General features: G+C 66.2%; 18 protein-coding genes. 14 read left to right on the forward strand and 4 right to left on the reverse strand.

The genetic code is table 11. The features are described from left to right. Window positions 1-10: 10 nt before the first annotated feature. The 6 genes from IHD13_RS13190 (at window position 11) to mgtE (IHD13_RS13215) (ending at window position 6,504) form a co-directional block, all read left to right on the forward strand. The gene (locus IHD13_RS13190; RefSeq protein ID WP_195861502.1) at window positions 11-547 is read left to right on the forward strand and encodes a F0F1 ATP synthase subunit delta; all 537 of its coding nucleotides are present in this window, start codon (window positions 11-13) and stop codon (window positions 545-547) included. Between the two features lie 16 nt (window positions 548-563). After that, entirely contained in the window at window positions 564-2,108 is a 1,545-nt protein-coding gene (gene atpA / locus IHD13_RS13195) for a F0F1 ATP synthase subunit alpha (protein WP_195861503.1), read from the forward strand. A gap of 73 nt (window positions 2,109-2,181) precedes the next feature. Continuing rightward, the gene (gene atpG / locus IHD13_RS13200) at window positions 2,182-3,063 is read left to right on the forward strand and encodes a F0F1 ATP synthase subunit gamma (protein WP_195861504.1); all 882 of its coding nucleotides are present in this window, start codon (window positions 2,182-2,184) and stop codon (window positions 3,061-3,063) included. Window positions 3,064-3,153: 90 nt separating this feature from the next. Then, complete coding sequence (gene atpD, locus IHD13_RS13205) at window positions 3,154-4,524, forward strand: F0F1 ATP synthase subunit beta (protein WP_195861505.1); 1,371 nt, start codon at window positions 3,154-3,156, stop codon at window positions 4,522-4,524. A gap of 27 nt (window positions 4,525-4,551) precedes the next feature. Next, window positions 4,552-4,980, forward strand: coding sequence for a F0F1 ATP synthase subunit epsilon (locus IHD13_RS13210; protein WP_195861506.1), 429 nt, complete (start codon window positions 4,552-4,554; stop codon window positions 4,978-4,980). A gap of 147 nt (window positions 4,981-5,127) precedes the next feature. After that, window positions 5,128-6,504, forward strand: a complete 1,377-nt coding sequence (gene mgtE, locus IHD13_RS13215) for a magnesium transporter (protein ID WP_195861507.1) — start codon at window positions 5,128-5,130, stop codon at window positions 6,502-6,504. Between the two features lie 103 nt (window positions 6,505-6,607). On the opposite strand, the gene mgtE (IHD13_RS13220) is transcribed toward mgtE (IHD13_RS13215), so the two are convergent. After that, entirely contained in the window at window positions 6,608-7,963 is a 1,356-nt protein-coding gene (gene mgtE, locus IHD13_RS13220) for a magnesium transporter (RefSeq protein WP_195861508.1), read from the reverse strand. Between the two features lie 339 nt (window positions 7,964-8,302). Between mgtE (IHD13_RS13220) and IHD13_RS13225 the strand changes: the two genes are divergently transcribed. The 5 genes from IHD13_RS13225 to glmS all read left to right on the forward strand — a co-directional run bounded on the left by IHD13_RS13225 (window position 8,303) and on the right by glmS (window position 14,597). Beyond that, window positions 8,303-9,100 (forward strand): undecaprenyl-diphosphate phosphatase, encoded by a 798-nt coding sequence (locus IHD13_RS13225; RefSeq protein WP_195861509.1) that lies wholly within the window; start codon window positions 8,303-8,305, stop codon window positions 9,098-9,100. A 22-nt stretch (window positions 9,101-9,122) separates the two neighbouring features. Continuing rightward, window positions 9,123-10,223 (forward strand): FAD:protein FMN transferase, encoded by a 1,101-nt coding sequence (locus tag IHD13_RS13230; protein ID WP_195861510.1) that lies wholly within the window; start codon window positions 9,123-9,125, stop codon window positions 10,221-10,223. Then, window positions 10,220-11,581 (forward strand): bifunctional UDP-N-acetylglucosamine diphosphorylase/glucosamine-1-phosphate N-acetyltransferase GlmU, encoded by a 1,362-nt coding sequence (glmU, locus tag IHD13_RS13235; protein ID WP_195861511.1) that lies wholly within the window; start codon window positions 10,220-10,222, stop codon window positions 11,579-11,581. Before IHD13_RS13230 ends, glmU begins: the two co-directional genes overlap by 4 nt. Before the next feature lie 387 nt (window positions 11,582-11,968). Next, window positions 11,969-12,736, forward strand: a complete 768-nt coding sequence (locus IHD13_RS13240) for a DeoR/GlpR family DNA-binding transcription regulator (protein WP_195861512.1) — start codon at window positions 11,969-11,971, stop codon at window positions 12,734-12,736. A gap of 31 nt (window positions 12,737-12,767) precedes the next feature. Then, complete coding sequence (gene glmS / locus IHD13_RS13245; protein ID WP_195861513.1) at window positions 12,768-14,597, forward strand: glutamine--fructose-6-phosphate transaminase (isomerizing); 1,830 nt, start codon at window positions 12,768-12,770, stop codon at window positions 14,595-14,597. A gap of 23 nt (window positions 14,598-14,620) precedes the next feature. Here glmS and IHD13_RS13250 read toward each other — a convergent pair whose 3' ends face one another. Next, complete coding sequence (locus IHD13_RS13250) at window positions 14,621-15,220, reverse strand: phosphatase PAP2 family protein (RefSeq protein WP_195861514.1); 600 nt, start codon at window positions 15,218-15,220, stop codon at window positions 14,621-14,623. 62 nt (window positions 15,221-15,282) lie between these two features. On the opposite strand from IHD13_RS13250, the gene IHD13_RS13255 reads away from it, so the two are divergent. Together IHD13_RS13255 and IHD13_RS13260 are read left to right on the forward strand one after the other, a co-directional pair. Continuing rightward, window positions 15,283-16,185 (forward strand): DUF72 domain-containing protein, encoded by a 903-nt coding sequence (locus IHD13_RS13255; RefSeq protein WP_195861515.1) that lies wholly within the window; start codon window positions 15,283-15,285, stop codon window positions 16,183-16,185. 348 nt (window positions 16,186-16,533) lie between these two features. Then, window positions 16,534-17,877: a sodium-dependent transporter gene (locus IHD13_RS13260; protein ID WP_195861516.1), complete on the forward strand. Its 1,344-nt coding sequence runs from the start codon at window positions 16,534-16,536 to the stop codon at window positions 17,875-17,877. A gap of 70 nt (window positions 17,878-17,947) precedes the next feature. On the opposite strand, the gene IHD13_RS13265 is transcribed toward IHD13_RS13260, so the two are convergent. Beyond that, the gene (locus IHD13_RS13265; RefSeq protein WP_146802459.1) at window positions 17,948-18,145 is read right to left on the reverse strand and encodes a PA3496 family putative envelope integrity protein; all 198 of its coding nucleotides are present in this window, start codon (window positions 18,143-18,145) and stop codon (window positions 17,948-17,950) included. Between the two features lie 206 nt (window positions 18,146-18,351). Between IHD13_RS13265 and hexR the strand changes: the two genes are divergently transcribed. Then, entirely contained in the window at window positions 18,352-19,218 is an 867-nt protein-coding gene (gene hexR / locus IHD13_RS13270; RefSeq protein WP_146802460.1) for a transcriptional regulator HexR, read from the forward strand. A gap of 44 nt (window positions 19,219-19,262) precedes the next feature. On the opposite strand, the gene IHD13_RS13275 is transcribed toward hexR, so the two are convergent. Beyond that, the coding region (locus tag IHD13_RS13275; RefSeq protein WP_230086299.1) for a hypothetical protein at window positions 19,263-19,476 on the reverse strand (214 nt) is incomplete at its 5' end.

A 19,476-nucleotide genomic window follows, 5' to 3' on the forward strand; every position in this document is an offset into this window, starting at 1 on the left:
GAGGTGATCCATGGCGGAACTGTCTACCGTCGCCCGGCCCTATGCCAAGGCGGCGTTCGAGTACGCACGCGATCATCAGGCGCTGACGACCTGGTCCGAGTGGCTCGCCAAGCTCGGCCAGGTCGTTGCCGATGCCGAGATGCAGAAGGTGCTCTCCAGCCCTAAGCTGAGCGCCGACCGCAAGGTCACGCTGCTGGCTGAGATCGCCGAGCTCAAGCTCGATAGCGGCCTGACGAACTACCTCGCCATGCTGGCCGAACAGGGTCGCCTGGCGGCCCTGGGCGCCGTTGCCGAGCAGTTCGAGGTCCTGCGCGCCGAGCACGAACAGCGGCTCGACGTGACCGTGGTCTCGGCCTTCGCGCTCGACGACAAACAGCAGCAGAAGCTCGCCAAGGCACTCAAGAAGCGCCTGAATCGCGAAATCTCCATTATCACTCAGGTGGACTCATCCCTTCTCGGCGGCGTCATCCTGCGTGCCGGCGACACCGTCATCGACGGGTCCGCACGCGGTCGACTGAATCGCCTCCGTGAGTCACTTTCCGCCTGAGTCTGAGGGACATGGCATGCAGCAACTGAATCCTTCCGAGATCAGCGACATCATCAAGCAGCGAATCGAGAAGCTGGATGTCGCATCCGAAGCCCGCAATCAGGGCACCATCGTCAGCGTTTCCGACGGCATCGTGAAGATCCACGGCCTGGCGGATGCGATGTTCGGTGAAATGATCGAATTCCCCGGCGGCATCTACGGCATGGTGCTCAACCTGGAGCGCGACTCCGTGGGCGCCGTGGTCCTGGGCGACTACCTGCAGCTCGAAGAGGGCATGACCGCCCAGTGTACCGGTCGTATCCTCGAGGTGCCGGTGGGTCCCGAGCTGATCGGCCGCGTGGTCGATCCGCTGGGTAACCCGATCGACGGCAAGGGCGAGGTGGGCGCCAAGCTCACCGACGCGGTGGAAAAGGTCGCCCCGGGCGTCATCACCCGTCAGTCCGTCGACCAGCCGATCCAGACCGGCCTCAAGTCCATCGATGCGATGGTACCGATCGGTCGCGGTCAGCGTGAGCTGATCATCGGCGACCGCCAGATCGGTAAGTCGGCCATCGCCATCGACGCCATCATCAACCAGAAGGGCAAGGGCGTTACCTGCATCTACGTGGCCATCGGTCAGAAGCAGTCGACCATCGCCAACGTGGTACGCAAGCTGGAAGAGCACGGCGCCATGGAGCACACCATCGTGGTCGCGTCCGGTGCCTCCGACCCGGCCCCGATGCAGTTCCTGGCTCCCTACGCCGGCTGCACCATGGGCGAGTACTTCCGCGACCGCGGCCAGGACGCCCTGATCGTCTATGACGACCTGACCAAGCAGGCCTGGGCCTACCGTCAGGTCTCCCTGCTGCTGCGTCGTCCGCCGGGCCGCGAAGCCTACCCGGGTGACGTCTTCTACCTCCACTCCCGTCTGCTCGAGCGCGCCGCGCGCGTCAACGCCGACTACGTGGAGAAGTTCACCAATGGCGAAGTGAAAGGCCAGACCGGTTCCCTGACCGCCCTGCCGATCATCGAGACCCAGGGTGGCGACGTCTCCGCCTTCGTTCCGACCAACGTGATCTCCATCACCGACGGTCAGATCTTCCTGGAGACCGACCTCTTCAACTCCGGTATCCGCCCGGCCATCAACGCCGGCCTGTCGGTATCGCGGGTGGGTGGTTCGGCCCAGACCAAGATCATCAAGAAGCTCGGCGGCGGCGTGCGTCTGGCCCTGGCCCAGTACCGCGAGCTGGCGGCCTTCTCCCAGTTCGCTTCCGACCTGGACGAGGCCACCCGCAAGCAGCTGGAGCACGGTCAGCGCGTCACCGAGCTGATGAAGCAGCTGCAGTACTCGCCGATGTCCGTGGCCGAGATGGGGATCTCCCTGTATGCCGCCAACGAAGGCTTCCTGGACGATATCGACGTCAGCAAGGTGCTGGACTTCGAGCGTGCCCTGCACGCTTACATGAAGGCCGAGCATGCCGAGCTGATCGACAAGATCAACCAGACCGGCGACTACAGCGAGGAGATTCAGAACGGCCTCAAGGCGGGTCTCGAGAAGTTCAAGGCCACTCAGAGCTGGTAACGCCACTGGCCCACTCCGCTCGCGGGGTGGGCCCTGGAGCTTTCTGAGGGCCACGAACGAAAGGTAGATCGCTATGGCAGCTGCAAAAGAGATTCGCACCCAGATCGGGAGCATCAAGAATACGCAGAAGATCACCAGCGCCATGGAAATGGTCGCTGCGTCGAAGATGCGTAAAGCACAAGATCTGATGAAGGCCAGCCAGCCTTACGCCAAGCAGATCCGCAACGTCGTGAGTCATATCGCCGACGCCAACCCCGAGTACAAGCACGACTACATGGTCGAGCGCGAGGGCAAGCGAGTCGGTTATATCGTCGTCTCCACCGACCGCGGCCTGTGCGGCGGCCTGAACGTCAATATGTTCAAGGCCGTGGTACAGGACGTGGTGAAGTGGCGCGAGCAGGGCGCAGAGATCGATTTCTGTGCCCTGGGCTCCAAGGCCGGCGGCTTCTTCCGCAGCTACGGGGGCAACCTCGTCGCGGCGAAGAGCGGCCTCGGGGAGAGCCCCGAGGTGCAGGATCTGATCGGTAGCGTCAAGGTGATGCTGGATGCCTATGACGAGGGACGCCTGGATCGTCTGTTCGTGGTGTACAACGAGTTCGTCAACACCATGACGCAGAAACCGGTGGTGCGGCAGTTACTGCCCCTCTCCCCGGACATGGGCAATGGGCATCAGAGTGAAGAACAGACGCGTCCCGGAAGCTGGGACTACCTGTATGAGCCGGACCCCAAGGTGCTGTTGGATAGCCTGCTGACGCGCTTTATCGAGTCACAGGTCTATCAGGCGGTGGTGGAGAACGCGGCCTGTGAGCAAGCCGCGCGAATGATCGCCATGAAGAATGCCACCGACAACGCCGGCGGACTGATCGACGACCTGGAGATGGTGTACAACAAGGCCCGTCAGGCCGCCATCACCCAGGAGATCTCCGAGATCGTCGGCGGCGCCGCCGCCGTATAGCACCACGGAGGGTGATGCGAGCCCGGGCGTGACCATCGGCCCCACCCTCCGTCACCGGATTTCATTTACAGGGTTTTGAGAGGAACCAAGATGAGCGGACGTATCGTACAAATCATCGGCGCGGTGATTGACGTAGAGTTTCCGCGGGACGATGTTCCCAAGGTCTACGACGCGCTGAATGTCGCCAATTCCGAGACCGTGCTCGAGGTCCAGCAGCAGCTGGGCGACGGCGTGGTGCGGACCATCGCCATGGGCTCCACCGAAGGCCTCAAGCGGGGCATGGACGTCGAGAACACCGGCGCAGCCATCTCCGTGCCGGTGGGCAAGGAGACCCTGGGGCGCATCATGGATGTGCTGGGTCGCCCCATCGACGAAGCCGGCCCGATCGGCGAAGAAGAGCGCATGCCGATTCACCGCAAGGCACCAAGCTATGCGGATCAGGCGGCCTCCAACGAGCTGCTGGAGACCGGCATCAAGGTCATCGACCTGGTCTGCCCGTTCGCCAAGGGTGGTAAGGTCGGCCTGTTCGGCGGCGCCGGCGTCGGCAAGACCGTCAACATGATGGAGCTGATCCGCAACATCGCCATCGAGCACAGCGGTTTCTCCGTGTTCGCCGGCGTGGGTGAGCGGACCCGTGAGGGTAACGACTTCTATCACGAGATGACCGACTCCAACGTTATCGACAAGGTATCGCTGGTCTACGGTCAGATGAACGAGCCGCCCGGGAACCGCCTGCGCGTGGCCCTGACCGGCCTGACCATCGCCGAGAAGTTCCGCGATGAAGGCCGCGACGTGCTGCTGTTCGTCGACAACATCTACCGCTACACCCTGGCCGGTACCGAGGTCTCGGCGCTGCTGGGTCGTATGCCTTCCGCGGTGGGTTACCAGCCGACCCTGGCCGAGGAGATGGGTGTCCTGCAGGAGCGCATCACCTCCACCAAGACCGGCTCCATCACCTCCGTGCAGGCGGTCTACGTGCCCGCGGATGACCTGACCGACCCGTCCCCGGCGACCACCTTCGCCCACCTGGACGCCACCGTGGTACTGTCCCGCTCCATCGCCGAGCTGGGTATCTACCCGGCCATCGATCCGCTGGACTCCACCTCCCGTCAGCTGGATCCGCTGGTGGTTGGCGACGAGCACTACGACACCGCCCGCCGCGTGCAGGGCGTGCTGCAGCGCTACAAGGAGCTCAAGGACATCATCGCCATCCTGGGCATGGACGAGCTGTCCGACGAGGACAAGCAGACCGTGGCCCGGGCGCGTAAGATCCAGCGCTTCCTGTCGCAGCCGTTCTTCGTTGCCGAGGTCTTCACCGGGGCGCCCGGCAAGTACGTGTCGCTGAAGGAGACCATCCGTGGTTTCCAGGGCATCCTCAACGGCGACTACGACGACCTGCCGGAGCAGGCCTTCTACATGGTTGGCACCATCGACGAGGCCGTCGAGAAAGCCAACAAGTAAAGGGCCGTCCACCAAGAGGACTAGACTATGGCGAACAGCTTCAAGTGCGAGATCGTCAGCGCCGAAAAAGCGGTGTTCTCCGGCCAGATCGAGCAGATCGTCGCGGCCGGCGTCATGGGCGACCTGGGCATCCTGCCCGGGCACGCCCCGCTGCTGACCGAGCTGCAGCCGGGTCCGATTCGTGTCATTCATGACGGTGGCGAGGAAGAGAACTTCTACATCTCCGGCGGCTTCATGGAAGTGCAGCCCGATGTGGTGACCATCCTCGGCGATACCGCCGTGCGTGCCGATGATCTGGACGAGGCCGCCGCCGAAGAGGCGCGCCAGCATGCGCTGAAGTCCTTCAACGAGAAGTCCGCGGAGCTGGATTACACCCGCGCCGCGGCGGAACTCGCCGAAGCCGTGGCCCAGCTGCGGACCCTTCAGCAGCTGCGCAAGAAACTCGGTCAGGGCTAATCTCGCCCGCGCCGTGGAAAACGCCCCTCGAACAGTGTTCGGGGGGCGTTTTCGTGTCTGGTATCATGACTCCCATTGTCCGGAGACCCTCCGGAAGATTCCGTCATATGTCGCCGCGTGAATCGTGGAGGCATCAGGAGGATGCCCATGTCGCTGAACGAAACCCTCACCGAGCAGAAGAGCGCTTTGCTGGCGGCCCTGGAGCAGGAGGATGCCGGCACCCTGGATGAGGCCCTGCCGGAACTGCGCGCCGCGGATATCGGCGAGATCCTCGAGGATATCGCCGAGGAAGAGCAGGGCGCGGTGCGCTTCCAGGCGCTGATGGAGCGCCTGCCCATCGAGCGACGGGCCAATGTGCTGGGCTACCTGCCCGCCGAACTGCAGCTGGCCTGGGCGGCTCAGATCAGCGACGACGCCCTGCTGCTGGTGCTGGAGGAGATGAGCTCCGACGAACGTGCCGACCTCTTCAACCTCTTCGACGAGGATCGTCGCGAGGGCCTGTTGCGACGCATGGCCAAGCAGGAGCGGGAGGAGCTCAAGCGCTTGGCCAGCTACGAGGAGGGCACCGCCGGGGCCATCATGACCTCGGACTATGTGGCCATCCCCAGCGGCATGACCGTCTCCCAGGCACTGATGCGGGTGCGTCAGACCGCCCCGGATGCCGAGACCGTCTACCAGCTCTATATCGTCGAGCCCGACGGCCGGCTGGCCGGGACCCTCTCCCTGCGCCAGCTGATGGTGGCGCGGCCCGGGGCCCGGGTCGACGACCTGATGATCAAGGACGTGATCAGTGCCCCGGTGGACGAGGAGCAGGAAGAGGTGGCGCGCCTGGTGGCTCGCTACGACCTGCTGGCGATTCCGGTGATCGACGCCGAGCAGCGCCTGGTGGGCATCGTCACCCACGATGACGCCATGGACGTGGCCGAGTCCGAGGCCACCGAGGATATCCACAAGGGGATGTCCATCGGTGCCCTGGAAGATGGCGTCAGCCGGGTACCGTTGTGGAGCCTCTATCGCAAGCGGGTCTTCTGGCTGGTGCTGCTGGTCTTCGCCAACCTCTTCTCCGGGGCCGGCATCGCTTACTTCGAGGAGACCATCGCCGCCCAGGTGGCGCTGGTGTTCTTCCTGCCGCTGCTGATCGGCAGCGGCGGTAACGCAGGGGCCCAGGCCGCCACCCTGACGGTGCGCGGCATGGCCACCGGCGACGTGGGGGTCAAGGACTGGAGCAAGCTGCTGGGTCGGGAGCTGCTGGTGGCCGGGGCGCTCGGTCTGACCATGGCCCTGGCGGTGACGCCCATCGGGGTGATGCGCGGTGGCGAGGCGGTGGCCATGGTGGTCGCCTTCAGCATGGTCACCATCGTGCTCTTCGGTAGCCTGCTGGGGATGTGCCTGCCCTTCCTGCTGGAACGCCTCGGCTGGGACCCGGCCACCGCCTCGGCGCCCCTGGTCACCACCCTGATCGATGCCTCCGGCGTGGTCATCTATTTCAGTATCGCCACGGCGATCCTGACCAGCGTGAACTAGCCACCGTTCGCTTCGGCATCAGTGCAAGGAAGGCCGGCCACCCCAGGGTGGCCGGCCTTCTTTCGGATACCGAGCTCAGTCGCTCCTGCCCCGCGGCGCGGACTCAGCTGGCACCGGGCAGGCCGAGGATGGCGGTGGCCAGGGCGAAGTAGATCAGCACCCCGGAGGCATCGGCGATGGAGGTCACCAGCGGCGCCGAGGCGGTGGCCGGGTCCCAGCCCAGGCGGTTGAGGACAAACGGCAGGATCATGCCGATCAGGCTGCCGACGATGACGATCAGCACCATGCTCAGGGCCACCACGGTGGCGATCTCGGTGCCGGCCCGGAACACCCCCACCACCGAGACCGCCAGGGCCATGGTCAGGCCCAGGCCGGCGGCCACGAACACCTCGCGACCCAGCAGCTTGGCCCAGTCGCGACTGCGCACGTCGCCAGTGGCCATGCCGCGCACCATCAGGGTGGCGGCCTGGGAGCCGGCGTTACCGCCGCTGTCCACCAGCAGGGGCAGGAAGAAGACCAGGGCGATATAGGCCTCGATGGTCTCCTCGAAGTAGGCGATGCCGGCCCCGGAGAAGATATTGGCGAAGACCAGCAGCACCAGCCAGACGATCCGCTTGCGGTAGAGCTCGAAGAGGCTGGCGCTGCGCAGGCCCCCCTCCAGCTTGCCCACGGAGACCCCCTTGTGCATGTCTTCGGTGGCCTCTTCTTCCGCCACATCCATGGCGTCGTCATAGGTGACGATGCCCACCAGGCGCTCGCCGCCGTTGATCACCGGCAGGGCCAGCAGGTCGTAGCGGGCAATCAGCTTGGCCACCTCCTCCTGGGGGGTATCGACGCTCACCGAGACCAGTTCCTCGGTCATCAGCTCCGCCAGGCGGCTGGAGGGGTAGGCGAGGATCATCTCGCGCAGCGAGACGGTGCCGACCAGGCGGCCGTCGTCATCGAGGCAGTAGACCTGATAGATGGTCTCGGCATTGGGCCCGGTGGCGCGAATCGCCTGGAGGGCTTCGGCCACCTCGTAGTGGGCGGGCACCGCCACATAGTCGGAGGTCATCACCGCCCCGGCGGTGCCCTCCTCGTAGCTGGCCAGTTTGCGCAGGTCTTCCCGCTCTTCCTTGGCCAGGCGGCGCAGCAGGCCGGGCCGGCGCGGTTCATCCAGCAGCTTGAAGAGGTCGGCCCGCTCGTCGGCGCTCATATGGGTGAGAAGCTCGCCGAGGCGCTCGTCGCTGAGGTCGGCGGCGATCTCGGCCTGGGTGGTCTCGTCCAGGTAACCGAAGGCGGTGGCGCGTTTCTCCAAGGGCAGATGGTCGAGCAGGGCGAGGACGGTGTCCGATTGTTCGTGCTGGACGAAGTCGGCGAGGTCCGCCGGCTGCATCTCGGCGATCAGGTGGCGGATGGCGTCGTCGTCCGCGCGCTGCATGGCGCTGCGCAGGGAGGCGGCGAGAATGGCATAGCTCATGGTGTGGCTCCTTGGTACGCGCCAGGGCGACGCGCGGGAACCACCCCCGGGAATCGGGCTAGATGGCGCTCCGGCGCGCGACCACGGAGGGCGCGACACGGTAATTCGACTCGGTCCTGTCAGGGCGACTCGGAGGTTCCATAGATTCCTCGAAAGGGGTTTCACTGCCGGATGGCAGCGGGCGCATTCTAGACAGCCTGTATCCGTGAATCAATGTCAACTCGGTGACGGTCCGGTATGGCGGACAAGTCATGGATGGGCGTGTATCCTCTGCAACGGCTTCCCGGGCCCGGTTGCCGAGGCGATCGGGTCGCTCTCCCCACGGCAAGAGACGTGCCCATGGATTGGCTTCAGGTAGCGGTGCTTTCCATCGTTCAGGGACTCACCGAGTTCCTGCCCATCTCCAGTTCGGCGCACCTGATCCTGGTGCCGGAGCTGACCGCCTGGCCCGACCAGGGCCTGGCCTTCGACGTGGCCCTGCACCTCGGCAGCCTGGCGGCGGTGGTGGGCTATTTCCGCCGTGACCTGGGGCGCATGTGGATCAGCTGGTGGGCCTCGCTGCGCGGGCGCGGCACCGATGCCGACGGTCGCCTGGCCTGGTGGGTACTGCTGGCCACCCTGCCGGTGGGGGCCGTGGGCTTGGCCTGTCGCGAGCTGATCGAGGACGCCATGCGCTCGCCACTGCTGCTGGCCGGGGCCTTGATCGGCTTCGGCCTGCTGCTGGGCTATGCGGACTGGCGGGGGCGCGGCAGCCGCAGCGAGTACCAGCTGACCTGGAAACACGCCCTCTGGATCGGTGGCGCCCAGGCCCTGGCGTTGATTCCCGGTACCTCCCGCTCCGGCATCACCATTACCGCGGCCCTGCTGCTGGGCATGAGCCGGGAAGGGGCGGCGCGCTTCTCCTTCCTGATGTCGATCCCTGTGATCGTGCTGGCCGGGGGCCTGGAGGTGCATGGCCTATGGCAGGCGCCCCAGACCATCGACTGGCCGGCGATCGTCCTGGGCGTCTTGTTGTCGGGTATCAGTGCCTATCTGTGCATCCACTACTTCCTGGCCTTTATCAAGCGGATCGGCATGCAGCCCTTCGTGGCCTATCGCCTGCTGCTCGGCGGCTGGCTACTCTGGCTATTCTGGTAATTCCACCCATGGAGAATCACCCATGACCTATTTTTCTCGTCCCCTGGCCTGGGGAGCCCTGGCGCTGGTTGCCCTGGGCCTGGCGGGCTGTGGCGATAGCGACCCGCAGCTGGAGTCGCCGGTGACCCTGGAGGGGCCCATCTTCGGCAGCTTCTATCAGGTGACCATCGCCGACCCCCTGACCCGCAGCCGTGCCGAGGCCCTGGAGGCGGGCTTCCTGGCGGAGCTCGAGTCGGTGGACGCGGCCATGTCCACCTACCGGGACGATTCCGAGCTGGTGACCTTCAATCAGGGCGAGGTTGGCGAGTGGCAGCCCCTCTCCGACGAGCTGATCGAGGTGCTGGCGATCAGCGAGGCGGTGGCCGAGGCCAGTGGTGGTGCCTTCGACGTGACCATCGGTGGCCTGGTCAATCTATGGAGCTTCGGCCCCGAGGCGCGGCCCCGGGAGATCCCCGAGGCGGACAAGATCGCCGCGCGCCTGGCCGAGATCGGTCCCGACAAGCTGGAGCTGGACGTGACGGCGAGCCAGGCCCGGCGCCTGGGCGATGTCTTCGTCGACCTCTCCGGGGTGGCCAAGGGACACGGCACCGATCGGGTTGCCGCTTACCTGGAGAGCCAGGGCGTCGAGCACTTTTTGGTCAACCTGGGCGGCGACCTGGCGGTCAAGGGCTTCCGGGATCGTGAGGCCCAGCCCTGGCGGGTCGGCGTCGAGGTGCCCAATGGCCAGCGCCGGGTGGCGCGCCATGTGCTGCCCCTGGAGAGCGGCACCGTGGCCACCTCCGGCGACTATCGCAACTACTTTGAAGAGGATGGCCGGCGCTTCTCCCACACCATCGACCCGCGCAGCGGCTACCCGGTGGATCATACCCTGGCCTCGGTGTCGGTCTTCCACCCCTCCAATGCCTGGGCCGATGCCTGGGCCACCGCCCTGAGCGTGGTGGGCCCCGAGGAAGCCCTGCAACTGGCCGAGCGGGAGGGGCTCGAGGTGCTGCTGCTGGTGCGGGAGGGGGATGACTGGGGCAGCCTGGCCAGCACGGCCTTCGCGGCCCGCCTGGGGGAAGAGCGCCTCGATACCCTGGGGATCCGGGTGCCGGCATGGAACAGCAATCAGGAGGAAGAATGAGTCTCGACGTCGTAATCCTCGCCGCCGGGCAGGGCTCCCGGATGCGCTCGACCCGGCCCAAGGTGCTGCATCGCCTGGCCGGACGGCCCATGGTGCGCCATGTGATCGATACCGCCACTCGCCTCGGCGCCGGCAAGCTGCATGTGGTGATCGGTCACGGCGCCGACCAGGTGCGCAGCGAGCTGGGCGACTGCCCGGTGCACTTCGCCCTGCAGGCGGAGCAGAAGGGCACCGGCCATGCGGTGGCCCAGGCCCTGGAGGCGCTGGAGCATGACCGGGTACTGGTGCTCTACGGTGACGTGCCGCTGATTCGTGCCGAGACCCTGGCGGGGCTGCTGGAGGGGGTCGACGAGTCTCATCTGGGGCTGCTCACCGTGACCCTGGCGGACCCCAGCGGCTACGGGCGCATCCTGCGCAATGCCGAGGGCCAGGCGGTGGCCATCGTCGAGCACAAGGACGCCTCCGAGAACGAGCGGGCGGTCAAGGAGTGCAACACCGGCATCATGGCCATGACCCGGGCCCAGCTGAAGCGCTGGCTGCCCCAGCTCTCGGCGGATAACGCCCAGGGCGAGTACTACCTGACCGATATCATCGCCCTGGCGGCCGCCGAGGGGGTGAAGATCGTCACCGCCCAGCCGGAGGATCCCCTGGAGGTGGAAGGCGTCAACAACCGGGCCCAGCTGGCGCGGCTGGAGCGCGCCCATCAGGCGCGGATCGCCGAGACCCTGATGGCCGAGGGCGTGGCCCTGCTCGATCCGGCTCGCCTCGACGTGCGCGGCAGCCTGCGCTGCGGCCACGACGTGGAGATCGATGTGGGTTGCGTCTTCGAGGGCGAGGTGGAGCTGGGCGAGGGGGTGCGCATCGGCCCCTACTGCGTGATCCGCGACAGCCATATCGGCGCCGGCAGCGTGATCGAGGCCCACAGCATCGTCGAGCAGAGCGTGGCGGCGGGGCATAACCGCATCGGGCCCTTCGCCCGGCTGCGCCCCGGTACCCACCTGGCGGTGCAGGCCAAGGTCGGCAACTTCGTCGAGACCAAGAATGCCCAGGTGGGCGAGGGCAGCAAGATCAATCACCTGAGCTATGTGGGCGACGCCACCCTGGGGCGCGGCGTCAACGTGGGCGCCGGCACCATCACCTGCAACTACGATGGCGTCAACAAGTCCCGCACCGAGATCGGCGACGACGCCTTTATCGGTTCCAATACCGCCCTGGTGGCCCCGGTCAGCGTCGGCGCCCGCGCCACCATCGGCGCCGGTTCCACCATCAGCAAGGACGTGGCCGATGGCGCCCTGGCGGTGGCCCGGGGCCGTCAGCTCACCAAGGCGGACTGGCCGCGGCCCAGCAAGCGCAAGTAATCGAGGACGATTGATGCTCGAGGCCCGGGGCTACTCTGGGGGCAGGCCTCCGGGAGGCCGGCCCCGCGCAAAGACGCTGTAGACCCATCCCTGGGCGCTCGACTTTTTCCTGCGGCGCTCTCGCATCCTGCTTCGCTTGCAGGGCCGGGGTAGGCCATCCATGGCCTACCCGTTCGGAAGGGCCTTCCTCACCCCTGAAAAAGACGCTTTGCTCCGGCCTGTCCCCAGCGCCCCTTAGCGATTCCCGCACGAGCCCTGCTCAGGTAGCCCCGGGGTTCGACAGGGGGAGAACGCCAACTGTGTTAGCCCTGAGATATTCCCCACCCCTTGACCCGGGGCGTCGGCTGCGGTTTCATCTTGTATTTCGAATCGAAGCCAAGAACTTTCATGTCGAAGCGTAATACCGCCCAGCGCCGCCACGCCATCCTCGCCTTCGTCAATGCGCGGGGCGAGACCGGCGTGGATACCCTGGCCGAGCACTTCGCCATCTCCGAGGTGACGGTGCGCAAGGACCTGGCGACCCTGGAGAAGAGTGGCCTGCTGCTGCGCCGCTATGGCGGCGCAGCGCCCCTGCCCCAGGAGCTGCTGGGGGAGCCGCGCCTCTCTCCGGCCAAGCGGGCCATCGCCCGGGCCGCCTGCCAGCGCATTCGCGAGCACCAGCGCATCATCATCGACAGTGGCAGCACCACCTCGGCGATGATCCCCGGCCTGGCGGGCAAGGCCGGCCTGGTGGTGATGACCAACGCCCTGGCGGTGGCCAATGCCCTGCGCGAGCTGGAGGAGGAACCGATGCTGCTGATGACCGGTGGCACCTGGGATCCCCACTCCGAATCCTTCCAGGGCCAGGTGGCGGAGCAGGTGCTGCGCCAGTACGACTTCGACCAGCTGTTTATCGGCGCCGATGGTATCGACCCGGCCCGGGGCACCACCACCTTCAACGAGCTGCTGGGCCTCTCCCGTGTCATGGCGGAGGTCTCCCGGGAGGTGGTGGTGCTGGCGGAGTCCGCCAAGGTGGGGCGGCGGATTCCCAACCTGGAACTGCCCTGGCAGGTTATCCACACCCTGATCAGCGACGAAGGGCTTGGGGATAAGTCATCGGCCGCCATCGAGGCCCAGGGGGTCGAGGTGATCCGGGTCGCCATCGACGTCGATTAAATCGCCGCCTTTTTCTCAAGGAGACACAAGCATGTGTGGAATCGTCGCCGCGGTCGCTGGCCGCAATGTGCAGGCCATCCTGCTGGAGGGCCTCAAGCGCCTGGAGTACCGGGGCTACGACTCCGCTGGCATGGCGGTGCTCGAGGCCTCGGGCCAGCTGGCCCGGCGCCGCGCCCTGGGCAAGGTGGCGGCCCTGGAGGCGCGCCTCGCCGAGGCCCCCCTGGTGGGGCAGAGTGGTATCGCCCACACCCGCTGGGCCACCCATGGCAAGCCCAGCGAGGCCAATGCCCACCCCCATCAGTCCGGCGACGCCCTGGCGGTGGTGCATAACGGCATCATCGAGAACTTCGAGGCGCTGCGCCGCGAGCTCCAGGCCGAGGGCTACGCCTTTACCTCCGAGACCGATACCGAGGTGGTGGCCCATCTGCTGGCGCGCCAGTTGCGCGACGGCAAGGGGCTGCTGGCGGCGGTACAGGCGGTGGCCGCCGGCCTGGATGGCGCCTACGCCCTGGGGGTGATGAGCCCCCTGGAGCCCGGCGTGGTGATCGGTGCCCGCCAGGGCAGCCCCCTGGTGGTGGGGGTGGGCATCGAGGAGGCCTTCCTGGCCTCGGATCCGCTGGCGCTGCTGCAGGTCACCGACCGCTTTATCTACCTGGAGGAGGGCGATGTGGTGCGCCTCGGCCCGGGCGGCGAGATCGCCGTCTATGATGCCCAGGGGCAGGCGGTGGAGCGCCCGGTGCGGGTCTTCGAGCATGGCGACGGAGTCGCCAGCAAGGGCGGCTACCGCCACTTTATGCTCAAGGAGATCCATGAGCAGCCGGCGGTGATCGCCGCCACCCTGGAGGGGCGGCTCGGCAAGGAAGGGGTGCTGATCAACGGCTTCGGCAGCGGGGCGGAGGCGCTCTTCCAGCAGGTGCGCCAGATCCATATCGTCGCCTGCGGCACCAGCTACCACGCCGGCCTGGTGGCCCGTTACTGGCTGGAGCGCTATGCGGGCCTGCCCACCCAGGTGGAGGTGGCCTCGGAGTACCGTTACCGCCGGGTGGTGGTGCCGGAGAATACCCTCTTCGTCACCCTCTCCCAGTCCGGCGAGACCGCCGATACCCTGGCGGCGCTGCGCTTCGCCAAGGAGAGCGGCTACCTGGCCAGCCTGGCGATCTGCAATGTGCCGGGTAGCTCATTGGTGCGGGAGTCGGACCTGACCCTCTTGACCCAGGCCGGTCCGGAGATCGGCGTGGCCTCCACCAAGGCCTTCACCACCCAGCTCACGGCGCTTCTGCTGCTGACCCTGGCCCTGCAGCGGGTGCAAGGCCAGGAAGCACCGGCGGGCCTGCTCGAGGCGCTGCGCGAGTTGCCCACGGCGGTGACCCGGGTGCTGGCCCTGGATGGTGAGATCGAGTCCCTGGCCGAGGCCTTCGCCGAGAAGCACCATGCGCTCTTCCTGGGGCGTGGCGCTCACTACCCCATCGCCCTGGAGGGGGCCTTGAAGCTCAAGGAGATCTCCTATATCCATGCCGAGGCCTACCCCGCCGGCGAGCTCAAGCACGGCCCCCTGGCCCTGGTCGACAGCGAGATGCCGGTCATTTCCGTCGCCCCCAACGACGAGCTGCTCGACAAGCTCAAGTCCAACCTCCAGGAGGTGCGGGCTCGAGGCGGCGAGCTCTTCGTCTTCGCCGACGAGAGCGTGGCCCTGGAGGCCGGTGAGGGGCTGCGGGTAATGCGCCTGCCGGCGGTACACGAGGCCCTGGCACCGATCCTCTACACCCTGCCTCTACAGTTGCTCTCCTACCATGTGGCAGTGCTCAAGGGCACCGATGTGGATCAACCACGGAACCTGGCCAAATCGGTCACGGTGGAATAAACCCAAGTCGATGATGGTGAAGCCTAGGGCTGCAACCAGCCGCGGCGGATCAGCGGGGCGAAGAGCCGGTGGAAGAGGCGTCGCGCCACCCGCTCGTAGAGGGGGGTGATCAGCCAGGAACGGCTGGCGGCCACCAGGCCGGCGATGCCGGCGGCGAGCAGGGCGGCTCCCAGCATGTCCTGGGGAAAATGCACCCCCAGATAGATTCGCGCCCAGGCCACCGGCAGGGCCAGCAGCAGCAGGTAGCGACCGAGGCGTCGAGTGCCCGGATGCAGCCACAGGCTCGCTCCCATGGTCAGCATGATGGTCAGGTGGCTGCTGGGAAAGGAGGCGGTGGCCGCATGGGCCAGGAAGTGCTGCCCCACCGGCACCATAAAGGGCCGTGGGGTGGGCCAGAGCCAGCCGATCAGCCAGCTCATTACCAGGGCAACCAGGGTGGCCAGGAAGGCCTCCAGCAGCGGCCGGCGCAGGCGATCGCTGCCGCGCAGCCAGCCCACCACCAGCAGCACCGGAATCAGCCAGATCAGGTAGACGGCGCAGGCCTCGGCCAGCCAGCGTAGTGCCTGGGGCGCCTCGGGAGAGGCATTCAGGGCCTGGAAAAGGGTCAGGTTGAGGCTTTCCATGGAGGTGGGAGGGCTCGTTCCGGTAAACTCGCGGCCACCCATGCTGCCAGGGTCGATCCAGAATGTCATTGCCGTTTTGTGACCGCTCGCTACCCGTCGAGACGCCGGGCCAGCGCCTTTATCTGGGCCTGGCCATGTGGGCCAATGGCGATTGGCGGGGGCGCCTCTTCGCTCCCCATGGCGGCAGCGACGGCATGTTGGCCGAGTACGCCACGGTCTTCGACACCGTGGAGGGCAATACCACCTTCTACAGCGGGGCTCCTCGGGCGGAGACCGTGGCCGCCTGGGCGCGTCAGGCGCCGAGGCATTTCCGTTTCTGTTTCAAGCTGCCCGCCGAGCTGACCCACCGCCGGCGCCTGGTCGGCATCGAGCAGGAGCTCGAGGCCTTTCTAGACGCCCTGGCGCCTCTCCAGGATCGCCTGGGCCCGCTGATGATCCAGCTGCCCCGGGATTTCGGCGGCCAGGAGCTGCCCCGACTGGCGTCCCTGCTCCAGGCCTGGCCGGGGCATCTGCCGGCGGCGGTGGAGGTACGCCACCCCGATTTTTTCCACAAGGGGGAGGCGGAGCGGGCCCTCAACCGATTGTTGATAAGTCACGGTGTCGATCGGGTGATGCTGGACGTGCGCCCGCTCTTCGCGACCCCCGCCGGAGGGGACCCGCGGCTGAGCAAGGCCCAGGGCGAAAAGCCGAGAGTCCCGCTGCATGTGCTCTCCACGGCGACCTCGCCCCTGGTGCGCTTTATCGGTCACTTCGACGAGGCGATCAACCGGGAGCGTTTCACCCCCTGGGCGGAGCGCCTGGCCCTGTGGATAAAACAGGGGAAAACCCCTTTCCTCTTTGTGCATACCCCGGATAACCGGGAGGCACCGGCCCTGGCGCGCTCCCTCTATGGCGAGGTGGCTCGCCGCGTCTCCCTGCCGGCGCTGGCCGCCTTTCCCGGCGAGCAGCAGGTCAGTCTTTTCTAATCTATCGATATCGTCCCTGGGTTGAAGCCTTCGCGGCAGCCGGGCCTGGCCATCGAGCGTATGATCGGATAGTTTTACCGTTCTGAGCGCTGTTTATCCAAAGATCTTCCCGGGTTTTGCGCGGATCCTGCGTGGATTCGGTAAGGTTACGGTGCTCGGCACCCTCCTGCTGAAGCGCCGACAAGGCACTATGGTGAGAGGGGGCGTGACTTGGCAGCGATCCTGCCTGGATCCTGTCATGCCCTTGGTATGCCGTGTGACCCATGGCGACCTGGACGTGGCAACAATAAGCACAAGCCGTTATCGCATCCGACCGATCGATAACGACACGCACAATCAGGGTGAATCATGTCGAAACTATCCCATGCACAATGGTCATCGAAGATGGCCTTTATCCTGGCCGCCACCGGCTCCGCCGTCGGCCTGGGCAATATCTGGCGTTTCTCTTATATGGTGGGCGATAGCGGCGGGGCCGCCTTCGTCCTGGTCTACCTGATCTGTGTGGCGGTGATCGGGCTTCCCATTCTGGTCGCCGAGTGGCTGATCGGCCGGCGTGGCCAGAAGAATCCCATCAACGCCATGGCCGAGCTGGCACGGGAGCGGGGTCAACCCGGCGCCTGGCTGCTGGTCGGGGCCAGCGGCGTGCTGGCGGCCTTCCTGATCCTCTCCTTCTATAGCGTGATCGGCGGCTGGTCGCTCTCCTATACCCTGAGCTCGGTGACCGGCGCCTTCAGTGGCCAGGATGCCGACGGCATCGGCGGCCTCTTCGGTGGCCTGTTGAGCAGCCCCGGCCTGCTGCTGCTGTGGCACACCGCCTTTATGGCACTGGTGGTGTGGATCGTCGCCCGCGGCGTGACCAAGGGCCTGGAGAGCGCGGTGCGCACCCTGATGCCGGCCCTGTTCATCCTGCTGCTGCTGCTGGTGGGCTACGGCATGACCACCGGCCACTTCGGCGAGGCCCTGGCCTTCATGTTCCGTCCCGACTGGAGCGCCCTGGACGGTGGCGTGGTGCTGGCCGCCATGGGCCAGGCCTTCTTCACCCTGTCCCTGGGCATGGGCATCATGATGGCCTACGGCTCCTACCTGGGCGAGGACGTCAACCTGATCGGTACCGCCCGCACCGTGATCATCCTCGACACCGTGGTGGCGCTGATCGCCGGCATGGCGATCTTCCCCATCGTCTTCGCCAACGGCCTCGACCCCGACTCCGGTCCCGGCCTGATCTTCGTCACCCTGCCCCTGGCCTTCGGCAACATGGGCGGCGGCATGATCCTCGGCCTGATGTTCTTCCTGCTGCTGACCTTCGCCGCCCTGACCTCGGCGATCTCGCTGCTGGAGCCGGTGGTGGAGCTGGTGGAAGAGCGCACCCCGCTGTCGCGGGTCGCCGCCACCCTGGCCAGCGCCGGTGCGGTCTGGCTCCTGGGCATCGCCGCCCTGCTGTCGTTCAATGTCTGGGATGTGCCGGTGCTGTTCGGGCTCAACGTCTTCGACCTGCTGGATACCTTCACCAGCAAGATCCTCTTGCCCCTGACTGGGCTGGGTGCGGTGGTCTTCGTGGCTTGGTGCCTGGATCGCGCCAGCGTCGAGAAGGAGTTGGGCCTCGGCGGTACCGCCGCGACCCTGTGGCATGCCAGCGCGCGTTTTATCGCGCCGGTGGGGGTGGTCATCGTCTTCGTGACGGGCCTGATCTGAGCTAGGCCGCTAGCCGTACGCTGACCCCCTTGGCGAGCCCCGGTGATCCCGGGGCTCGCTGTATTCGGGACTATTGCAAGGCGTCGTCGAGGTCGCTGATCTCCTTCTCGAGGCGCTTGAATTCGCCATGCAGCTCGATGCCGCGACGGGCCCGCAGATGGCGCACGGCGGCGCTCTTCTGGCGCTGCTGGTGTTCGTCGTTCTCCATGCTCATGAAGATATCGAGCAGTTCATTACGAAGCGTGGATAGCCGTTCCATATCGCGCATGAGTCGGTTCTCCTGCAGAGGACGCAAGCAACAAAAGTGTCGACACTGCTTCTCTTACTATAACCTACTTGACAATTTGATGACCCAGACCGGCCGTTGATGTCAAGCGTCGAGATTCCGGTGCTGACAGCCCGGCCCCGGGCTGGGCATACTCAACGGACGCCCCGTCGGGTCCCTGACGATAACGAAAGAACGAGGAGCGAACCGTGAGCCGCGCCCTATTCGATGAGTTAAGAGGTCGCATGGAGCACTTTCGTCGCTCCGAGCAGAAAGTGGCCCGTTTTGTGCTGCGCAACCCCGAGGAAGTGATCCATATGCGCATCGTCGACCTGGCCACCGAGGCCAAGGTCAGCGAACCCACGGTGGTGCGCTTCTGCCGCGCCCTGGGCTGCAACGGTTTTCAGGACTTCAAGCTCAAGCTGGCCCAGATGCTGGCCACCGGCAGTCAGTTCGCCCAGTTCTCCATGAACGACAGCGACAGCGTTGCCGAATTTTCCCATAACATCTTCGACTCCACCGTGGGCACCCTGCTCTCGGTGCGCGACCGCCTGGATATCGAGGCCCTCAACCAGGCCATCAATGCCCTGGCCATGGCCAACCGGGTGGAGTTCTACGGCTTTGGGGCCTCCGGTGCCGTGGCCTTCGACGCCCAGCACAAGTTCTTTCGTCTGCAGATCTCCACCTCGGCCTATACCGACCCGCATATGCAGAACATGTCGGCGGTGACCCTGGGCAAGGGCGACGTGGTGGTGGCGATCTCCCAGACCGGCCGTACCCGTGCCCTGGTGGCCAGCGTGCGCCTGGCCCGGGAGGCCGGGGCCACCGTGATCGGCCTCTGCCCCAGTGGCTCGCCGTTGGCCGAGGAGGTGAGCCTGCCGCTCTATATCGATGTTCACGAGGACACCGAGATCTACACCCCCATGAGCTCGCGGATCGCCCACCTGGTGCTGGTGGACGTGCTGGCGGTGGGCGTGGCCAAGACCCGCGGCCCCCGGCTCGCCGAGCAGCTCAAGTCGGTGAAGAAGAGCCTGGTGCCGCTGCGCTACCCGGAAGACGACGAGCCGGGCGCCTGAAGCCACCCCGGCTGCGCCGGGAGCTTTAAGCCATGAGCTGGAAGCTAGAAGAAAGCCCTTGACCCCAGGGTTGGCTGGATCATGCTGCCTTCCAGCTTCCAGCTTCCAGCTTCCAGCTTCCAGCTTCCAGCTTCCAGCTTCCAGCTTCCAGCTTCCAGCTTCCAGCTTCCAGCTTCCAGCTTCCAGCTTCCAGCTTCCAGCTTCCAGCTTCCAGCTTCCAGCTTCCAGCTTCCAGCTTCCAGCTTCCAGCTTCCAGCT

The organism is Halomonas sp. 328 (genome assembly GCF_015645095.1).
GTDB lineage: Bacteria > Pseudomonadota > Gammaproteobacteria > Pseudomonadales > Halomonadaceae > Bisbaumannia.